This window comes from Achromobacter sp. Bel (genome assembly GCF_012928505.1).
Taxonomy (GTDB): Bacteria; Pseudomonadota; Gammaproteobacteria; order Burkholderiales; family Burkholderiaceae_B; genus Achromobacter.
The window spans coordinates 163,570-179,841 of sequence record NZ_JABBJN010000003.1; the positions used below are offsets into that span (position 1 = coordinate 163,570).

The following is a 16,272-nucleotide window of genomic DNA, read 5'->3' on the forward strand; positions in this document are numbered from 1 at the left end:
GTGGCACGTCCGGCTTGGCGCATTCCTCCCCGCGGCCCCCTCCCGCGCCCTCGTGCAATGAGGGCCGCGATCAAGCCCCTGACGCTGGCGTTGGCGCTTGCCCTGCCCAGCCTGCCCGACGCGGCGCAAGCCGATTCGTGGATCGACCGGTGCACCACCAGCTACTACGGCCAAGGCTCCGACACGTACTGCCATCAGGCCTACAGTGAAGGCCTGGCCGCCGTGCTGACCGGATCGCGCGACGACGGCGCAGGCGCCTGGGGCTACATCGACAAGCAAGGCCGCATGGCCATCGCCCCGGCCTACACCGAGGCCTCGCCGTTTCAGAACGGCCTGGCCGCGGTCAGCCAGGACGGCCGGTGGGGCTATATCGACACCAAGGGCCAGTGGGTCATCAAGCCCCGCTTCGGCAGCGCGTCGGGCTTCAATGCTGAAGGCACGGCCCTGGTCGAAGAAGACGAACGCGACGTACTGATCAATCGCCAGGGCAAGGCCATCAAGACGTTCGAACTGGGCACGCGCACCTGGGGTTTCCAGCCAGGGCAGAAACTCGCGTCGATCGAAGTGCCCACGCCGCCGCGCCTGTTCAATATTGCAACGGGCAAGGCCGCCACCCTGCCGGCGGGCGTGATGACGCTGGCCGCCCCCACGGACGGCTATCTGCCCGCCCAATTGCGTGAATCCCGCTACAACGGCTGGTGGGGCCTGCTGGATGACAACGGCCGCTGGGCCGTGCCGCCGGACGTGCTGCGCTCGCAAGCGGCGCCGATCCGCGATGGCGGCGTGCTGGCCGTGCGCCGCGACGAAAAATGGGAATTCGTGGATCCGCGCGGCACGGCCTTGTCGCAGACGCGCTACCAACGCGTGGATCGGGTGGCTGACGGCCTGTGGCTGGTCACGCCCGAAAACGGCAAGCCGTCGTTGCTGGACGCCAAGCTCCAGACCGTGCACACCTTCTCGAATCCTTACGTAGGCTTTCAGGAGCGCGAGGGCTGGCGCTACCTGCCCGATGTCTCGATGACGCTGCTGATCAGTCCCGCCGGCACGCTCGAGCAGCTGGCGCTGGGCAATGGCCGTGTCGAGATCAATCAAGGGCGTGCCTGGGTTTACGGCGTGCCGGCGTCGTCAGCAGCGGCTGGTGCGGCGGATGACGCCGCCCGCGCGACCGGTCTGGCGGATGCCGCGAAGGAAGACGTCCCGGGCGAAGCCGAGGCTGCCGAGGCCGCCGACGCGGCGGGCATCGCCGTCGAAGCCGGCCCCGCCGAGGACGCCGCCATATCCGCGGCCGCCGATACCGCCGCGACCGTCATGACGGACGTCGCGACGCCCGCGCCCGCCGTGGACAGCTCGCAGGCGGCTTCCGAACCGGTTGCCGCAACCGCCGCCGCTGCGGACGCGACCATCTCCACGCTCCAGATCGACGACGACAGCCAGACGACATCCATGGCCGCGCCGGGGGTCGAAGTCCTGGTCCAGGTCTACGCCCAGGACGGCAAGCCGCTGCTGAACGCGGACGCCGTCGCGCAATTGCGCGCCTACCAGATCACCGCCTTTTCGCCTGGCAAGGCAGCCCTGCGTGGAGGGGCCGCGGCGGCCATGCCGCTGGCGCTGCTGCGAACCGATGACTATCAGCAGCCCCCGTCGATCCTGACGGCGGAAGGCAACGTGGTCTCGAACCCGGAATGGGATGCCATCGACGCCTATGACGCGACGATGCCGCTGATCGTACGCACGACCGGCGGCAAGTTCGGCGCCATCGACGGCAAGGGCGACTGGGCGGTGCCGCCCAAGTACAGCGGCATACGCAAATTCAGCGGCGCCTACACCTGGGCCCGCACGCCGGGGATGAGCCGCGACGACGCCCTGCTGATCGACGCGCGCGGCAAGACAGTGCCGATCCCCGCCGACGTCGCGGCCGACGCCACGCACCTTGACGGCGACCTGCTGCTTTACCGCGCGCCGGACGAGAACCGCGCGCGCCGCTGGGGCATCTGGAACATCCGCCTGGCCGCGCCGGCGCTGAAACCCGTCTACGAGCACATCGAGGAATTCGAAGACGACTGGACCCGCGTCCAGGACAAGGACCACTGGGGCATCGTCAACCGCGAAGGCCAGTGGGTCGTGCGTCCCACGCACGATAGCGCCTACAAGATGGAGTATCTGGGCAACGGCTTCACGCTGGTGGACGACCCCGACGCCAAGGACACCGCCAACCGCTACGCGCAGAGCCCCTACCGTCTGATCAACCTTCGCACCGGCAAGGCCAGCGACACGATCTACGGCAAGCCCGACAAGATCAAGGACGGACGCTATGTCGGTGAACTGGCTGACGGCAGCGCCGTGCTGTTCGACGCGCAGGGCCGCGCCACCCGCCTCTCGGAGGGCAAGCCGGAAAGCCGGGACCAGTACGGCGACTGGATCATCATGCGCAACGACGAACGCGAAGGCGCGATCGACGCCCGGGGCAATTTCGCCGTTCCCGCGCTGTATGGCGAATTCAATCCGTTCTTCGTGCAGCCCGAAGGCCTGGCGCGCGTCAATCTGGGTACGGGTTACCGCGTGATCGACCAACATGGCAAGACGGTGCTGGAAAAACGCGGGGACGGCTTCCCGCTGGCGTCGATGCAGCGCCTGCTGTTCACCGACGCGTCGGAATCCAGCACCATCATGACCGACCTGCAAGGCCGGGAAATCACGCGTTTCGCAGGACGCTATTCCGTGGAGTACAGCCGCGCCAGCGAAGGCGTCGCGCCCTACAGCGACGAAAGCGGCCGCTCGGGCTTCGTGAACGCGGACGGCAAGCGCGTCGTCGGCACGCACTTCAGCGAACTGGGCCCGATGAAAGATGGCCTGGCACGCGCACGCCGCCTGGAGCGCACCGGCAAGTTGTATGGCTTCATCGATTTGAGCGGGCGCTACGCGATTGCGCCAGCCTTCACGTGGGCCGACGATTTCCATGACGGGCGTGCGATGGTCCGCCGCGACGGGCTGGTCGAATTCATCGACACCCGCGGCAAGATGGCCGCCCTGTTCGGCGTGCTGTGCGACAAAGTGGTGATCTTTGACGCGGAGGAAAACCTCACGTGGCCGCACGAGGCGCTGACCTGCCCCGAAGCCACGCAAGTGCCTCCCCCTGCCCTCGACAACGCCAAAGCAGAATAACCATGACGTCACGCGTGATCCGCACCACCCGACTCGCCTGCGCCATTGCCGCGCTGGGCGCATCCCTGTCCGCGCATGCGCAAAGCGGCCATCAATATTGCCTGGAAGAAGGCAGCTACCGTACCGATGCCTACGCCGACGACATCACCAGCAGCAGTCCCTTCAGCAACGGCTGCATCCGCGCGCTGTCGGATGGTCGTGCCGCGGTGCTGCTGCCCTCGGCCCTGGAGAACATCAACCGCGTGCCCATGGACCAGTCGCTGCGTCGCCACGCCTGGGGCTTTCTGGACCAGAACGGCCGGCTGGCGATCCGCCCGCTGTTCGAGGATGTGCGCGATTTCCGCCACGGTCTGGCCGCCGTCCAATGGCAGGGAAAATGGGGCTTTATCGACACGCGGGGCCGGATGGCCGTGCCGCCGCGTTATGACAGCGTCCAGGACTACGCCGAGATCGGCCTGGCGGTGGCCACGCTGGACGGGCGCCAGCAATTGATCGACCGCCAGGGCGAGCCGGTGGGCGAACCGCTGGACGCCGGCATTCAGAACCTGTTCCTGGCCGACGGCGTGCCGGCGCGCGCCGCCGTGCAATACAAGCAGGAATACCGCGGCGTCAATGGCGAGCGCCGTTTCGCCAAGCCCGGCATCACCGTCACGCAGACCTATGGCCAGGGCTTGTACATCGCCACCAACGACGAACACCGCTATGGCGTTGTGGACGGCGACTGGAACTGGGTGGTCGAACCGACCTACGAAGACATCCTGACGCAGCGCGACGGCCGGCCGGCCGTCGCCTACGGTCGCGAGGGCGCCGTGCTGATCGGCCTGGACGGCAAGGTGGCCGGCGCGGACCAGCATTACAACAGCCTGCAGCCGGTGGGCCGCGCGTTCTGGAGCGCCGAGCTGGACGGCCGCAAGGGCTATGCCGTGCTGGACGCGACGGGCGCGGTCGTCACGACCATGAAGCCGGACGAAGCCCAGGCATCCCAGCGATTTCAGGACACCATCGTCTATCCCGTCGGCGAAACGCTCATGGCCCTGGTGCCGGGGCAGCCCGCGCCGATCAAGCTGGGCGGCGCATTGGCCCCCAGCCGGGACGAAGAAGGCTTCGTGATGTTCACCGATTCGTCGGGCGCGCCCGCCGGCGTGCTCACGCCCAAGGGCGCCTGGCTGAGCGGCGACACCGCGCCGGCCTGGCTGCCCCAGGCCGGACAGATCGAGGTGCACCAGGGCAGGCTATGGATCAGGAAGCAGGAAGGCGGACTGCTGAACGTGGTGGACGCCGATGGCCGCGTGCTGCTCAAGCCCGAAGCGGTGGAAGCGACGCAAAGCATGGAACTGAAGGCCCTGCCGTTGAACCTCGCGGGCGGGCCGCTGGGCATGCTGGGCCAAGGGCATTGCCAATGCGGCGCGACAGGCGCCGGCCTGTTGCTGGCCGACGGCAGCATGGTCACCGATCCGTCGTGGACGGACCTGATCGCGCTGGACGGCTCCGATGACTACCGCAGCGACGATCCGGAGTACCAGGATGGCCCGGACGCGCTGAAGCCGGAACAATTGCGCTACGCCGCCGAGACCCCGCGCGGCCTGCAACTGCTGGACGCCCGGGGGCAGCCGTTGAAGCTGCCGGTGCAACAGCATATCGGCACATTCCGCCATGGCTATGCGCTGATCTACGCCATCGGCGTCAGCCGCATGATCGACCGCGACGGCAAGACCTATGACCTGCCCGACGCCTTCCAGACCGACATCGTCGCGCCCGGCGTGGTCCGGTTCCTGACAAGCGCCAGCGAAGATGCGCGATGGGGCCTGTACGATTTCGTGGCTGGCAAGGAACTGGCCGCGCCCGCTTTCCACCAGATCGGGCACTTCCAGAACGGCCAGGCCGTCGCCTCGATGGGCGCGGACCGCGTGGGCGTGATCGATCTGCAGGGGCGCTGGATCGTGCCGGCAAAGCATCACGGCGTCGCCCGCGTCAACGACAAGCTGTGGAAGGTGCTGCAGGCGGGCGGGCAAGCGGAAGACTACGAACGCGCCGCCGCGGTGTTCAACGACCAGGGCCGCGCACTGACGTCGTTCCAGCCCCACCTGCAGATCTCTGCCGCACAGGGCGGATCCATCTCGGCCGACAGCGAACAGAACCGTTGGATCGTGTCGGCCGACGGCAGCAGCGCGCTGGACCTGCAGGATGCCACCTACTCCCGCATCGGCGACTGGCTGGAGATCCGCCGTGCCGTGCGCTACGGCTATCTGAACGCCCAGGGCGCGTGGCAAATTGCCCCTTCGGCCTCCATCGGTTCGGTCTTCCATGGCACGCCCGCGCGCGCACTGTCCGCCGACGACTCCGGTTCGCGGCTGATCGACGCCACGGGCAAGACCGTCGCCACCTTGCCGGACGGCGATTGGCGCTGGCCCCAGGGCTCCGACTTGCTGCTGCGGCATTACGTCGCGAACGGCAAGACCATGACCGATTACGCCGGGCTGGACGGCAAGCCGCGGATGAAAGTGGAAGGCACGGCATCTGCGTTCTCGGAGGGCCGCGCGGTCACGCTGCTGTCCACCCGCGCGGTGCGCGCGGTCGACGCCAAGGGCACGTTGAGCGGACCGGCATTCGACGCGCTGGGCACGATGCACGACGGCTTGGCGCCCGCCCGCACCGACCTCGACTTCGGCTATGTGGACAGCCAGGGCAAGTTCATCATCCCGACCGCCTACAGCGCCGTCACGCCATTCGCCGATCAGCGCGCCGTCGTGTCCACGATGGACCTGTCGAAGATCATCGACCCCGCGGGCAATGCGCTCGCCCGCGTCGAAATGGTGTGCGGCATGCGTACCCTGTACGGCAGTGCCGGCCAGCGCCTGTGGCCGCTGTCCCTGCCGGCGCGCTGCCGCCGCTAGCGCCCGCGTCTTGGCGTTGGGCGCCTATTGCGCGTCCAACGCCAGATAGCGTTGGGTCTGCACGATGGCTTCGCGTTCCTTGAAGCTCGTCAGGCGGTCCGCTAGCGCGCTGCTGTCGCCGGTCTGCCGGATGGCGGCCAGCGTGGCCTGCATGGCATGGATGGCGGCGCGCTGCAGGTCCGACGGGATGATGGCCAGGCGATAGCCCATCGCCGCCAGCTCGGGCAACGGCACCAGCGGGGTCTTGCCGCCGTAGAACATGTTGATGAGCTTCAATCCCGGCAGGCGCTCGGCGATGGCGCGGATCTGCTCCAGCGTTTCGGGCGCCTCCACGAACACCATGTCTGCGCCCGCCTTCACATAGCGTTCAGCGCGCGCGATCGCGGCGTCGAAACCTTCGACCGCGATGGCATCCGTGCGCGCGATGACCAGCGCGTCGGCATCCGAAAGCGTCTGGCGCGCGATGTGCACCTTGCGGCACATCTCGTCGGCGTCTACCAGGGTCTTGTCGTCCAGATGGCCGCAGCGCTTGGGAAAGGACTGGTCTTCGATATGGAAGGCGGCCACGCCCGCGCGCTCCATGATGCGCACCGTGCGCTCGACGTTGGCCGACCCGCCGAAACCGGTGTCCGCGTCCGCCACGACCGGCAGCCCGCTGGCGTCGACGATCTTCTCGACCCGGTCCATCACTTCGGTGAAGCTCAGCAGGCCGATATCCGGATAGCCTGCCGCACGCGCGATGGCGCCGCCGCTGGCGTAGACGGCGTTGAACCCCGCGGCAGCCACCAGCCGGGCAGACATGCCGTCGTAGGCGCCGGGCGCCACGACGATGTCCTGGGCCAGATGCTGGCGCAATAGCGTGCTGGGTTTGATGCGGGTGTCCATGTGGGTTCCTTGATGGCGAGTCGTCGATGCGTCCATCATCGGCCCGATGCAATAGAATGTCCAATATATGGAAAATTGATAATTAGTATTTTTTAGATATTAAAATGGAACTGCGTCATTTGCGTTATTTCGTCGTGACGGCCGAGGCCCAGCACTTCACGCGTGCCGCGGAACTGCTGGGCATGGCGCAGCCTCCGCTCAGCCAGCAGATCCGTCAGCTGGAGCACGAAGTCGGCACGCCGCTGTTCGATCGGACGGGACGCGGGGTCGTGCTGAATGACGCCGGCCGCGCCTTCCTCGCCTGCGCGCAAGACATCCTGCAACGTGCGCAAGCGGCCGTGCAGACGGCGCAGCGCGCCGCGCGCGGCGAGGTGGGAGAGCTGACGCTGGGTTTCACCGAGTCCGCGTCGTTCAACGGTGTCGTGACCGAGCTGATCCGCCAGTACCGACAGCAATATCCCGATGTGGAGATGACGCTGTCGCAAGGCGATAGCGAGACGCTGGTGGCGCAGTTGCGCGAAGGCACCATCGACGCCGCCTTCGTGCGGCCGCCCTTCGCGCTGGATGGCGGCCTGACGTTCACGCAGCTGGCGGAAGAACCCCTGGTGGTGGCCTTGCCGCTGGGCCACGCGCTGGCGAGGAAGAAACGGCTGGCGCCCGGGGACCTGACGCAGGAGCGCTTCATCCTGTATTCCCGCAAGTCGGGGTACGGCCTCAGCGCCGACATCATGGCGGCGTGCCGGCAGCACGGCCTGAATCCGCTGATTGGCCAACGCGCGCCGCAGTTGTCATCGGCGGTGAACCTGGTGGCGGCAGGCATGGGCGTGGCGGTGGTGCCCGCGTCGTTGCGCCACCTGCGCCCCGACGGCGTGGTCTACCGCCCTTTCGCGCTGGACTGGCCGCGCGCCGTTCTGGGCCTGGCCGTACGCCAAGACAGGGCCGGTGGCAAAGTGGAGAACCTGCTTCGCCTGGCGCGCAAGGCGTGACACGGTGGCGGCCCCGACAGCCTCGCGACGCGTGAATTGCCCCGCGCTATCGCGTCAATCTTCGTGCGACTCGTGCACCGCCACGGCGCCGCGTTTCCAATAGCTGGCGGCGCGGATGCGGCCCTTGTCGATGCCATGCTGCGACACCATGATTTCACGCACGGCCTTGGCCACGGCGGATTCGGCCGCCACCCACACATAGCCTTCGCCCGAGGGCAGCGTCAATTCGCGCGCCGCTTCCAGCAGCAAGGTGCTGTAGCCCGCCGCGGTGCCGTCGCGGTGCAGCCAGCGCACGGACGCTTTGGCTGCCGACGGCAGCGGGATCTGGTTGGCGGCGGACGGCACTTCAATCAACACCAGCGCCTGGGCGGCGGCGGGCAGCTCTTCCAAGCGGCGCGCCATTGCCGGCAGCGCGGTTTCGTCGCCAATCAGCACGTGCCAGTCGAAGGCCTTGGGTACCACGAAGGAGCCGCGCGGACCGCCGATGCCCAGCGTCTGGCCGGGTTCGGCCTGCTCGGCCCAGGTGGACGCGGGGCCGTCGCCGTGCAGCACGAAGTCGATGACCAGTTCGCGACGGGCGGCGTCGAATTGGCGGGGCGTGTAGTCGCGCGCGGCCGGCTTGGGCGCGCCGTCAGGAAACTTGACGCCATCAGGGCCGACGGAGGGGACCACCGGCGGCAGGGACGGGTCGGCGGGAAAGAAGAGCTTCACATGGTCGTCGAATGAGGCGGACACGAAGTCCTGCAGGTCGTCGCCGGTGAAGGTGATGCGGGCCAGCAGGCCCGCGATGCGTTCGGTGCGCGCGACAGTCAGCACGCGCATCTTCAGGTTGTGGCGCACGCGCTCCACGTTCAAATCGGTACGGGTCATCAAAACTCCAAATCGGGGGGACGGGTCAAGCACAGGGCTTGCCGTTGATCTCGTCGGTGGCGCGCGCCAGGATGGCGGCGATGCGCCGTTGCTCGGCGGGCGATGCGTCGGTGCGATCCAGCAGCGCTTGCCGGATCGCCTGACGGGCCTCCACAAATTCCGGAACCCAGCCGGTGCGCACGTCTTCGCCTTCCGGGCCCAGGTTGCGGGGCTCGCCGCTCCAGGCCTGGCGCATCCAGTCCATTTTGCGGGCGATGTGCTTGAAGCGGTTGAACATCAGGGTCAGGCGGCTGCGGTTGGCCTCCAGATGCGCCTTGCCCGGCTCCGCCAGGTGGTAGCGCTTCTTGGCGCCGTCTGGTTCCACGGTGGCATAGCCCAGCTCTTCCAGATAGGTCAACGCGGGGTAGACCATGCCCGGGCTGGGCGTATAGAAGCCGTTGCTGAGCGTGCCCAGGGCCTTGATGAGTTCGTAGCCATGGCTGGGGCTTTGCTCAAGCAGGCCCAGCAGCATCAATTGCAGATCGTCGGCGGACACGCGGCGGCCGCGCGTGAAGCCGCGCCCGTCGCCGCCAAAGCCGTCGGCATCGCCCCGGCCGTCGGGCGTGCCCGAAAACCAGTCGCCGCCTGCGGCCGCATGGCGGGGATGAAGGCCATGATGGTCGTGGTGGCCGTGATGGTCGTGGTGGCCGTGATGGCCGTGGTGGCCGTGATGACCGTGATGGCCGTGATGGCCGTGGTGACCGTGGTGACCGTGGTGACCATGGCGGTCGTCTTGAAAGTGGGAATGTCGCATCGTTTCGCTCTTTAGATGTATCTTTAGATATATATCTTACGATACACCCACGAAAATCCAGCCGTCAAGTGCGACGTTCAACCCCGTGCGCAGCGGGCTTTACTCCGACCCGATCCGTCTGGCGCCCGCTCTGAACAAGGCCTGCGCATCGGGCGTCAGCCGGAACGCAGCCAGGAAATCTCCCACGCGATAGGCGGGATGCGACTTGCGGATCAGGGCTAGAAAGCCCAGCGCCTCATCCACCCGGTCGGCAATGGCCAGGCAGTGGGCGGCAATCGCCAAGATATGCACATGGGCGTTGGGGCGCATCGCCGCCTTGACCGCCCAGTCGGCCGCTTCCTCAATCCGTCCCAATCGGACCAGCGCCAGCGCGCGGACGGCCAGCATGCCGAACATCAGGGGGTCGAAGGGACTCAGATGGCGCGAATGGTCCGCCGACCCGATGGCCGCCAGGGCGTCCCCCGATTGGCAATGGACGAACCCCAGCGTGTAGTGCCCCAGGGCGAAATTGGGGCTCAGGTCGACGGCACGCTGCAATTCCGCCAGCGATGGGACCTGACTGCCGCGCAGCCACAGCGCCCGGCCCATGGCCCAATGCGCCGCGGGGTCGCGGTCATCGGCGATCAGGCTCTGGCCGGCGGTCTTGAACGCCAGGTCCATCGCGGTCTGTTGCTCACCCCATCGCTGGAACGCGTCCTGCCAGTGGGTAAAGGACAGCCCCGCGTAGGCCCGGGAATACGTGGGGTCCAGCCGCACCGCCATCTCGAAAAAATGCCGCGCCAGTGCGTTGTCCGCCTGGTTGAACCGGTACATGTGCCACAGGCCGCGGTGATGGGCCGACCACGCATCCAGCGAATTCGGCGGCGTGAGAATGGCCCGGTTACGCTCGGCGGATTCGACTTCGATGTCGATCGATGCCACGATCCGGTTGCCGATCTCGTCCAGCGCGACGAAGGCATCGTCCAGCGTATGGTCGAAGGTCTCTGCCCACACGATGCGCGCCGTTCGCGACTCGACGAGCGCCACGTCCACGATGATCCGCTTGGCGTGCTGGCGCAGCGAGCCGCTCACCACGAAGTCCACATTCAGCGTCCGCCCGGCCTCTTCCGGCCCCACGCTGCGCTGGTCCAGGGCGAATACCGTGCCCTGCGCAATGACGAACAGGCTGCGCAGCTTGGCCAACCGGGTGATGATGTCGAAGGCCAGTCCGTCCCCCAACCCGCCCCGCACGCCGCTGCGCGCCGCGGCGTTCGCGAATGGCATGACCGCGATCGAGGCCCGTCCAGTTCTTTCCCTGCCGCCGTCGGGCGGGCCGGCGATCGGCGCCATCGCGGCCTCAGCCGCCGGTTCAGGCGGGTCGCCCGGCGATAGCCGAAGCTGCCGCCAGGTATCGCGCAGGGGCCGCCAATCCAGCCCCTCGTCCTCGAAGGCGCGTATCGCGGCAGCCAGGTGTTCTTCACCCTCGCGAAGCCGCCCCCGGTCGCTTAGCGACTGCAGCATCAACGCGTGGGCGCGCCGGTCGAACGGGGCAAGCCTCAACCAATTGTCCAGGCAGCCGTAGCGCTCGTCGGACTCGGTTGGCAGGCTCGCGGCCAGGTGCTCCAGCACCACCGCCTGGCAGGCCCTCAATCGCCGCCGTTGCGCCACCATCCAGCTGTCGAAAACCGGGCACGCCCTGAGCTGCAGGCCATCCAGGAACTCGCCCACGAATAGCCCGGCCAGCCTGCGTAGCCGCTCCACGCCGACGCTGCCGATGCCCTGACGCATCGCCTGCTCGATATCCAGGACGTCGGCAACGCAGTCGTGCAGGTCGAGCGTCACCGTCTCCGGCGTTGCCTGTATGCGTCGGTGGTCCGGCCCGTCGAGCAAGGTTCTTGCCTTGCTGAGACACCAGCGCAGTTCGCCGCGGGGATCGTTCGGAACGTCCCAAAGCAACTCGCACAGATGCGTGCGCGTCACCGCATGCGGGGCAAGCGCAAGATAGGCGATCAACGCGCGGAGCTTGCGCGAGGGTGGCAACGCCAAGCCGACGCCTTCCCGGAAGATTGCCATCGGCCCAAGCATGTGGACACGGATGGCGGCCGCATCCTGGGGAAAATCCGGATGCCTTGCGGCCGCAGATTCCACGCCGGCTACCACGGCCCGCTCCACGCACGGGAACTACGGTTGACTTCGGATCGCACGACACGCATATGCCAACGCGCACTTGTCTGTGATGCCGCTCGGCGCGGGCGATGTCCGCCGACGCCTACCCCCCGTACTAATGGAGACAGACCATGTCCATATCCGCCACCGCCGTTGCGCAACCTCAAGCCCCCGCGCAGCCCGATCTGGCCGCCCTGAAGACTCGCCAGCAAGCCACCTGGTCTTCCGGAGACTATGCCGTCGTCGGCACCACGTTGCAGATCGTCGGCGAGCAGCTGTGCGAATCCCTCGACCTGCGCGCCGGACAGAAGGTGCTTGATGTCGCAGCCGGCAACGGCAATGCCTCGCTGGCCGCGGCCCGCCGCTGGTGCGAGGTGGTCGCGACCGACTACGTGCCCGCGCTGCTGGGACGCGCTCGTGAACGCGCCGCGGCCGAACGGCTGAAGATCGAATTCCAGGAAGCCGATGCCGAAGCCCTGCCCTTTGCACCCGCCAGCTTCGACGCCGTCGTATCCACCTTTGGCGTGATGTTCACGGCCGACCAGGACAAGGCAGCCGCCGAACTGGTCCGCGTCTGCCGCCCCGGTGGCAAGATCGGCATGGCCAACTGGACGCCCGAGGGCTTCATCGGCCAAATCTTCAAGACCCTCGGCAAGCATCTGCCCCCGCCGGCCGGCGTCAAATCGCCCGCGCTGTGGGGCACCCGGGCGCGCATCGACGAGATGTTCGGAGGCCACGCCTCCGCCATCCAGGCCGAACCCCGTCACTTCGTGTTCCGCTATCGTTCGCCCGAACATTGGCTGCAGGTCTTCAAGACCTATTACGGGCCGCTCCTTAAAGCGTTTTCTGCGTTGGAACCCACGGCGCAAGCCGCGCTGGAAAGCGATCTGATAGCGCAAATAGACCGGTTCAATCGCTCTGGCGACGCCGGGATGGTGGTGCCCAGTGAATACCTTGAGATCGTGATCACGCGCCGATAAACGGGCGGCGATCCCAGACCCGGTACCGCCCGGGGCATTCGGGCAGGCAGCAAGCAGTAGATGGTCCATGGCGCGACGCTTTTACGCCCTTCCGCGCGCGGAGCGGGACGAACAACGCGAAGCAGTGACCTGCAAAGCTGGCGCGCGGGCTGCGGCCCGGGCCAGGCCGAGACTGATCCTCTGCCTGAAATCATACGCCTGACGGCGGCGGCTGGCGCACGCCTGCTGCCGTCAGGCGCCGCGATCGAACACCCCTGCCGCGATCCCTCCCACGATCAGCGCCATGCCCACCAGCAACGAGGCCTCAAGCGGTTCGTGCAGGATCGCTGCCGAACACAGCAAGCCGAAGACGGGTACCCCCAACAAGCCGATCGACGTCACGCCCGCCGGCAGCGACCGGTTCACATTCACCGCCGCCCAGTACGCTACCGCGATGCCGAAGACACCGCCATATCCCAGCAGCCAGCCCAGGTCCGGCGTCCAGACGACAACGGGCGGACCTTCGGCCGCGAACGCGACCGCTGCCAGCACCCCCGAGGCCAGCAGGGCCTGCCAGAACGCCAATTCAAAGGGCGGCGTCACCCAGCGGTGCGCACGCACATAGACGATGTTGGCGGCCCAGCACAACGCCGCCAGCAGCACCAGGCCATTGCCCAGCAGCGCGTCGCGGCGCGTCCAGTCGAACGCCAGCGGATTGAAGATGACAAGCAGCCCCAGCACACCCAATGCCAGCCCCAGTTGGCGCGCGCGGCCGATGGGTTCACGCAGGAACAGCCATGCGCCAGGGATGACCCAGAGCGGCGTGGTGTAGGCCAGCACCACCGAGCGGCCTGCCGGCACCGTCTGCAGGCCCAGGCTGACCAGTGCGGCGAATGCGCCCATGTGCAGCAAACCCACGCTCAAGATCACGGGCAGGTCGGCCTTGACCGGCCACGCGATCCGCCGCAACGCGATTCCCAATATCAACAACGCGGCCGTACCCACCGCGCTGCGCGCGGCCACGGCCCAGATCGGCGTCATGTATTGCAGCAGCAGTTTGCTGACGACCCAGGTGAAGCCCCAGGCCAGGACCACGACGCCCAGCAGTAGCAAGGCGTTGCGACGGGACAGCGGAATAGAAGGCATCGGTGCGGTGCTGCGGCGAAAGTCCGCGAGACGGGAGGGGTTGTCGGAAGTCCCGACTATAGGAGCCCCCCGTGTCCTGCCCGTAGACCCACGGCGCGCCGATTTCCTGGAGCCACCCCGGGTTGGGACTATAAAACTTGACTTGGATCGAGTTCCACCACTTAATGTCGCTGCCTAGAGCCTAGCCTCACGAATGTAGGCAATTCTCGCCCTATCTCCACGTCCTACTATGGTTGCCTCCACGCTCGTCGCCATGCTGTGTGCACACTTGTTGTGCTTTTCGGTCATGTTTTTGCTTATCAGTCGCCGCTTGCCCGGCAACAGGATGGGCATGGATTTCTTTGCGGTGGGCAATCTGTTGCTGGCGTTGGCCTACATCCTGCAACTGCTTGAGGGGGGACCCGCGTGGAGCGTGACGAGCGTCGTCAACCACACCCTCACGCTGGCTGCCCCCATCGCCTACTGGCTTGGCGCCATGCGTTTTTTTGGACGTCAAGTTCGATTGTGGCGCCCGTTGATCATATTTTCCGTGGCCTATGGCATAGCGCAGTTATTGGTGCAATGGAACGCAGGGCCCACAGCGCGTTATGCAATGCTGGCGGCGACGGCGAGCCTGCTTTTCTTTGCAATGACCATCACCGTGATCTACGGTGTGCGCACTTTCGCAAAAGACTTGTACGGAGAGATGGTTTTCTTTGCCCTGTTGATTGGCGGAATCTGTGTTCTCAACGCGCTGAAGTTTTTGAAAATCGTAGATGACGGTTTGGATGCGCTGCACATGGACAGCCGCTTTCAAATGATCTTCTACATCTACATGTCGACCCTGGCTACTATCGTGCCGCCCTCCATTGTCTGGCTGGTACTGCGACGGCTGACGGATAGTCTGCGCGACATCGCGGCACGCGACCCCATGACAGACCTGCTTAATCGCAGAGGGCTTCTGGATGCGTTGAAACGATATTTCAATTCTCGGCATTCCGCGCCCGTTCGCCTGCTGCTGCTGGATGTCGACCATTTCAAGCGGATCAACGACACCTATGGCCACCAAGCCGGGGATGAAGTCATATGCCAGGTGGCGGAACTGCTTCGCTCCACCGTTCGTCGTGGCGACCTGACAGGTCGTATCGGGGGAGAGGAATTCGTGGCAATCTTCCTGGAGACGGACGGTGACGCGGTAAACACCTTGGCAGAGCGTCTACGTATCCGCGTTGAAAGCCACGCCATCAACGTGACGGGTTCTGGTCATTCGCTGCACTGTACGGTCACCATTGGAATTTCACCCCCCTTCCATGGCGCGCATGGCCTGGAGGATGCGCTTCGAGAAGCCGACGCGGCGCTCTACAGAGGAAAGGCAGCAGGACGCAATCGCGTCGAATTCGCTGACCTCTTGACCGGCATTCCGGCGCAACGAAACCAATCAGCAATCGTGAATGCGTAGCCCCCCGCCTTCTGGCGACCTGCCGAACCGCGCGCATCGGGACACGGCTTCAGTTAACGTTGTCAGTTAACGTTGTCAGACTGCAATCCATGGGCGTAGTACGCCCCTGCACCCATCGCGCAAAGTCCTCTGCCCGCGGTTCGTCCGGCGCCGGTGCGTACACCACCAGCCGCAAATGGCGGCTTTCGTCCACGGACAAGGTCGCGTGCTCGAAAGCCACCTCTCCCAGCGGCTCGATATGCAGCTTGCGCACGCCCAGGCACGTGCCGTGCACGTCGTGTTCGCGCCACCAGGCCTTGAAATCCGGCGACACGCCTTCCAATTCGTCGACCAGTTCGGCGATGTCGGGCACGCCCGCCGCGCTGGCGAAATCGCGCCGGAAGGTGGACAGCATGGCGGGCGCTTGCGCTTGCCAGTCGACGAACACCTGCCGCATCGCGGGCGCCACGAACAGCATCCACAACAGGTTCCGGCGGCCGGGCGCTTGCGCCGAGAAGCCGAAGACGTGGTCGGCGGCGGCATTCCACACCACGACGTCCCAACGCAGATTGAGGATGTAGGCCGGCCGCGCGGGCAAGTCGTCCATCAGCCGGCGCACCTGAGGCGGCACGGTGCACACGGTGCGGCCCGGTTCGGCAGGCGGGCGTTGATGGGCCAGCAGATACAGGTGGCGGCGCTCGGCGGGGTCCAGTTTCAGTACGCGCGCCAGGTTTTCCAGGAAGGTCGCTGACACGCTGATGTTGCGGCCCTGTTCGAACCACGTGTACCAGGCCAGCCCCACGCCCGCCAACGCCGCCACTTCCTCGCGGCGCAGTCCGGGTGTTCGGCGACGACCGCCGGCGGGCAGGCCCAGGTCTGTCGGCCGAAGCCGTTCGCGGCGCAGGCGCAGGAATTCAGACAGGTCCGCGCGCGTGCGGTCCAGACGGTGGGGGATGGAAGCGTCAGTCATCAAGTGAAGAGAATAAGCATCCTGGCGGGCAGGCTATTGCAAGCA

Annotated in this window: 11 protein-coding genes; 5 read left to right on the plus strand and 6 right to left on the minus strand. The window is 66.5% G+C overall.

The genetic code is table 11. The features are described from left to right. The first annotated feature begins 57 nt into the window (after nt 1-57). Nucleotides 58-3,162 (plus strand): WG repeat-containing protein, encoded by a 3,105-nt coding sequence (locus HG262_RS03310; protein WP_169269682.1) that lies wholly within the window; start codon nt 58-60, stop codon nt 3,160-3,162. A gap of 2 nt (nt 3,163-3,164) precedes the next feature. Next, nucleotides 3,165-6,056 (plus strand): WG repeat-containing protein, encoded by a 2,892-nt coding sequence (locus HG262_RS03315; protein ID WP_169269683.1) that lies wholly within the window; start codon nt 3,165-3,167, stop codon nt 6,054-6,056. A 24-nt stretch (nt 6,057-6,080) separates the two neighbouring features. Here HG262_RS03315 and HG262_RS03320 read toward each other — a convergent pair whose 3' ends face one another. Then, a complete protein-coding gene (locus HG262_RS03320) occupies nt 6,081-6,941 on the minus strand; it encodes an oxaloacetate decarboxylase (protein WP_169269684.1) in 861 nt (286 codons plus the stop codon). A 104-nt stretch (nt 6,942-7,045) separates the two neighbouring features. Between HG262_RS03320 and HG262_RS03325 the strand changes: the two genes are divergently transcribed. After that, on the plus strand, nt 7,046-7,927 hold the full coding sequence (locus HG262_RS03325; RefSeq protein ID WP_169269685.1) for a LysR family transcriptional regulator: 882 nt from the start codon (nt 7,046-7,048) through the stop codon (nt 7,925-7,927). A gap of 54 nt (nt 7,928-7,981) precedes the next feature. Here HG262_RS03325 and HG262_RS03330 read toward each other — a convergent pair whose 3' ends face one another. The 3 genes from HG262_RS03330 to HG262_RS03345 form a co-directional block, all read right to left on the minus strand. Beyond that, nucleotides 7,982-8,797, minus strand: a complete 816-nt coding sequence (locus HG262_RS03330) for a siderophore-interacting protein (protein WP_169269686.1) — start codon at nt 8,795-8,797, stop codon at nt 7,982-7,984. Nucleotides 8,798-8,822: 25 nt separating this feature from the next. Continuing rightward, the gene (locus HG262_RS30925) at nt 8,823-9,590 is read right to left on the minus strand and encodes a PadR family transcriptional regulator (protein WP_248293214.1); all 768 of its coding nucleotides are present in this window, start codon (nt 9,588-9,590) and stop codon (nt 8,823-8,825) included. 99 nt (nt 9,591-9,689) lie between these two features. Then, nucleotides 9,690-11,642 carry a transcriptional regulator gene (locus HG262_RS03345; RefSeq protein WP_248293215.1) on the minus strand — a complete coding sequence of 651 codons (1,953 nt, stop codon included), beginning with the start codon at nt 11,640-11,642 and terminating at the stop codon, nt 9,690-9,692. A 224-nt stretch (nt 11,643-11,866) separates the two neighbouring features. On the opposite strand from HG262_RS03345, the gene HG262_RS03350 reads away from it, so the two are divergent. Next, entirely contained in the window at nt 11,867-12,715 is an 849-nt protein-coding gene (locus HG262_RS03350) for a class I SAM-dependent methyltransferase (RefSeq protein ID WP_169269688.1), read from the plus strand. A gap of 231 nt (nt 12,716-12,946) precedes the next feature. On the opposite strand, the gene HG262_RS03355 is transcribed toward HG262_RS03350, so the two are convergent. After that, nucleotides 12,947-13,840: a DMT family transporter gene (locus tag HG262_RS03355; protein WP_169269689.1), complete on the minus strand. Its 894-nt coding sequence runs from the start codon at nt 13,838-13,840 to the stop codon at nt 12,947-12,949. A gap of 229 nt (nt 13,841-14,069) precedes the next feature. On the opposite strand from HG262_RS03355, the gene HG262_RS03360 reads away from it, so the two are divergent. Then, nucleotides 14,070-15,278, plus strand: coding sequence for a GGDEF domain-containing protein (locus tag HG262_RS03360; protein WP_211186939.1), 1,209 nt, complete (start codon nt 14,070-14,072; stop codon nt 15,276-15,278). A gap of 49 nt (nt 15,279-15,327) precedes the next feature. Here the strand turns inward: HG262_RS03360 and HG262_RS03365 are convergent, their stop codons facing one another. Then, nucleotides 15,328-16,227 carry a helix-turn-helix transcriptional regulator gene (locus HG262_RS03365; protein WP_169269690.1) on the minus strand — a complete coding sequence of 300 codons (900 nt, stop codon included), beginning with the start codon at nt 16,225-16,227 and terminating at the stop codon, nt 15,328-15,330. Nucleotides 16,228-16,272: the final 45 nt, after the last annotated feature.

Bases quoted from the DNA above. Each gene is read 5' to 3' on its own strand.
- HG262_RS03310 (WP_169269682.1), top strand. From the start codon at position 58: ATGAGGGCCGCGATCAAGCCCCTGACGCTGGCGTTGGCGCTTGCCCTG.
- HG262_RS03315 (WP_169269683.1), top strand. From the start codon at position 3,165: ATGACGTCACGCGTGATCCGCACCACCCGACTCGCCTGCGCCATTGCC.
- HG262_RS03320 (WP_169269684.1), bottom strand. From the start codon at position 6,941: ATGGACACCCGCATCAAACCCAGCACGCTATTGCGCCAGCATCTGGCC.
- HG262_RS03325 (WP_169269685.1), top strand. From the start codon at position 7,046: ATGGAACTGCGTCATTTGCGTTATTTCGTCGTGACGGCCGAGGCCCAG.
- HG262_RS03330 (WP_169269686.1), bottom strand. From the start codon at position 8,797: ATGACCCGTACCGATTTGAACGTGGAGCGCGTGCGCCACAACCTGAAG.
- HG262_RS30925 (WP_248293214.1), bottom strand. From the start codon at position 9,590: ATGCGACATTCCCACTTTCAAGACGACCGCCATGGTCACCACGGTCAC.
- HG262_RS03345 (WP_248293215.1), bottom strand. From the start codon at position 11,642: ATGGCAATCTTCCGGGAAGGCGTCGGCTTGGCGTTGCCACCCTCGCGC.
- HG262_RS03350 (WP_169269688.1), top strand. From the start codon at position 11,867: ATGTCCATATCCGCCACCGCCGTTGCGCAACCTCAAGCCCCCGCGCAG.
- HG262_RS03355 (WP_169269689.1), bottom strand. From the start codon at position 13,840: ATGCCTTCTATTCCGCTGTCCCGTCGCAACGCCTTGCTACTGCTGGGC.
- HG262_RS03360 (WP_211186939.1), top strand. From the start codon at position 14,070: ATGGTTGCCTCCACGCTCGTCGCCATGCTGTGTGCACACTTGTTGTGC.
- HG262_RS03365 (WP_169269690.1), bottom strand. From the start codon at position 16,227: ATGACTGACGCTTCCATCCCCCACCGTCTGGACCGCACGCGCGCGGAC.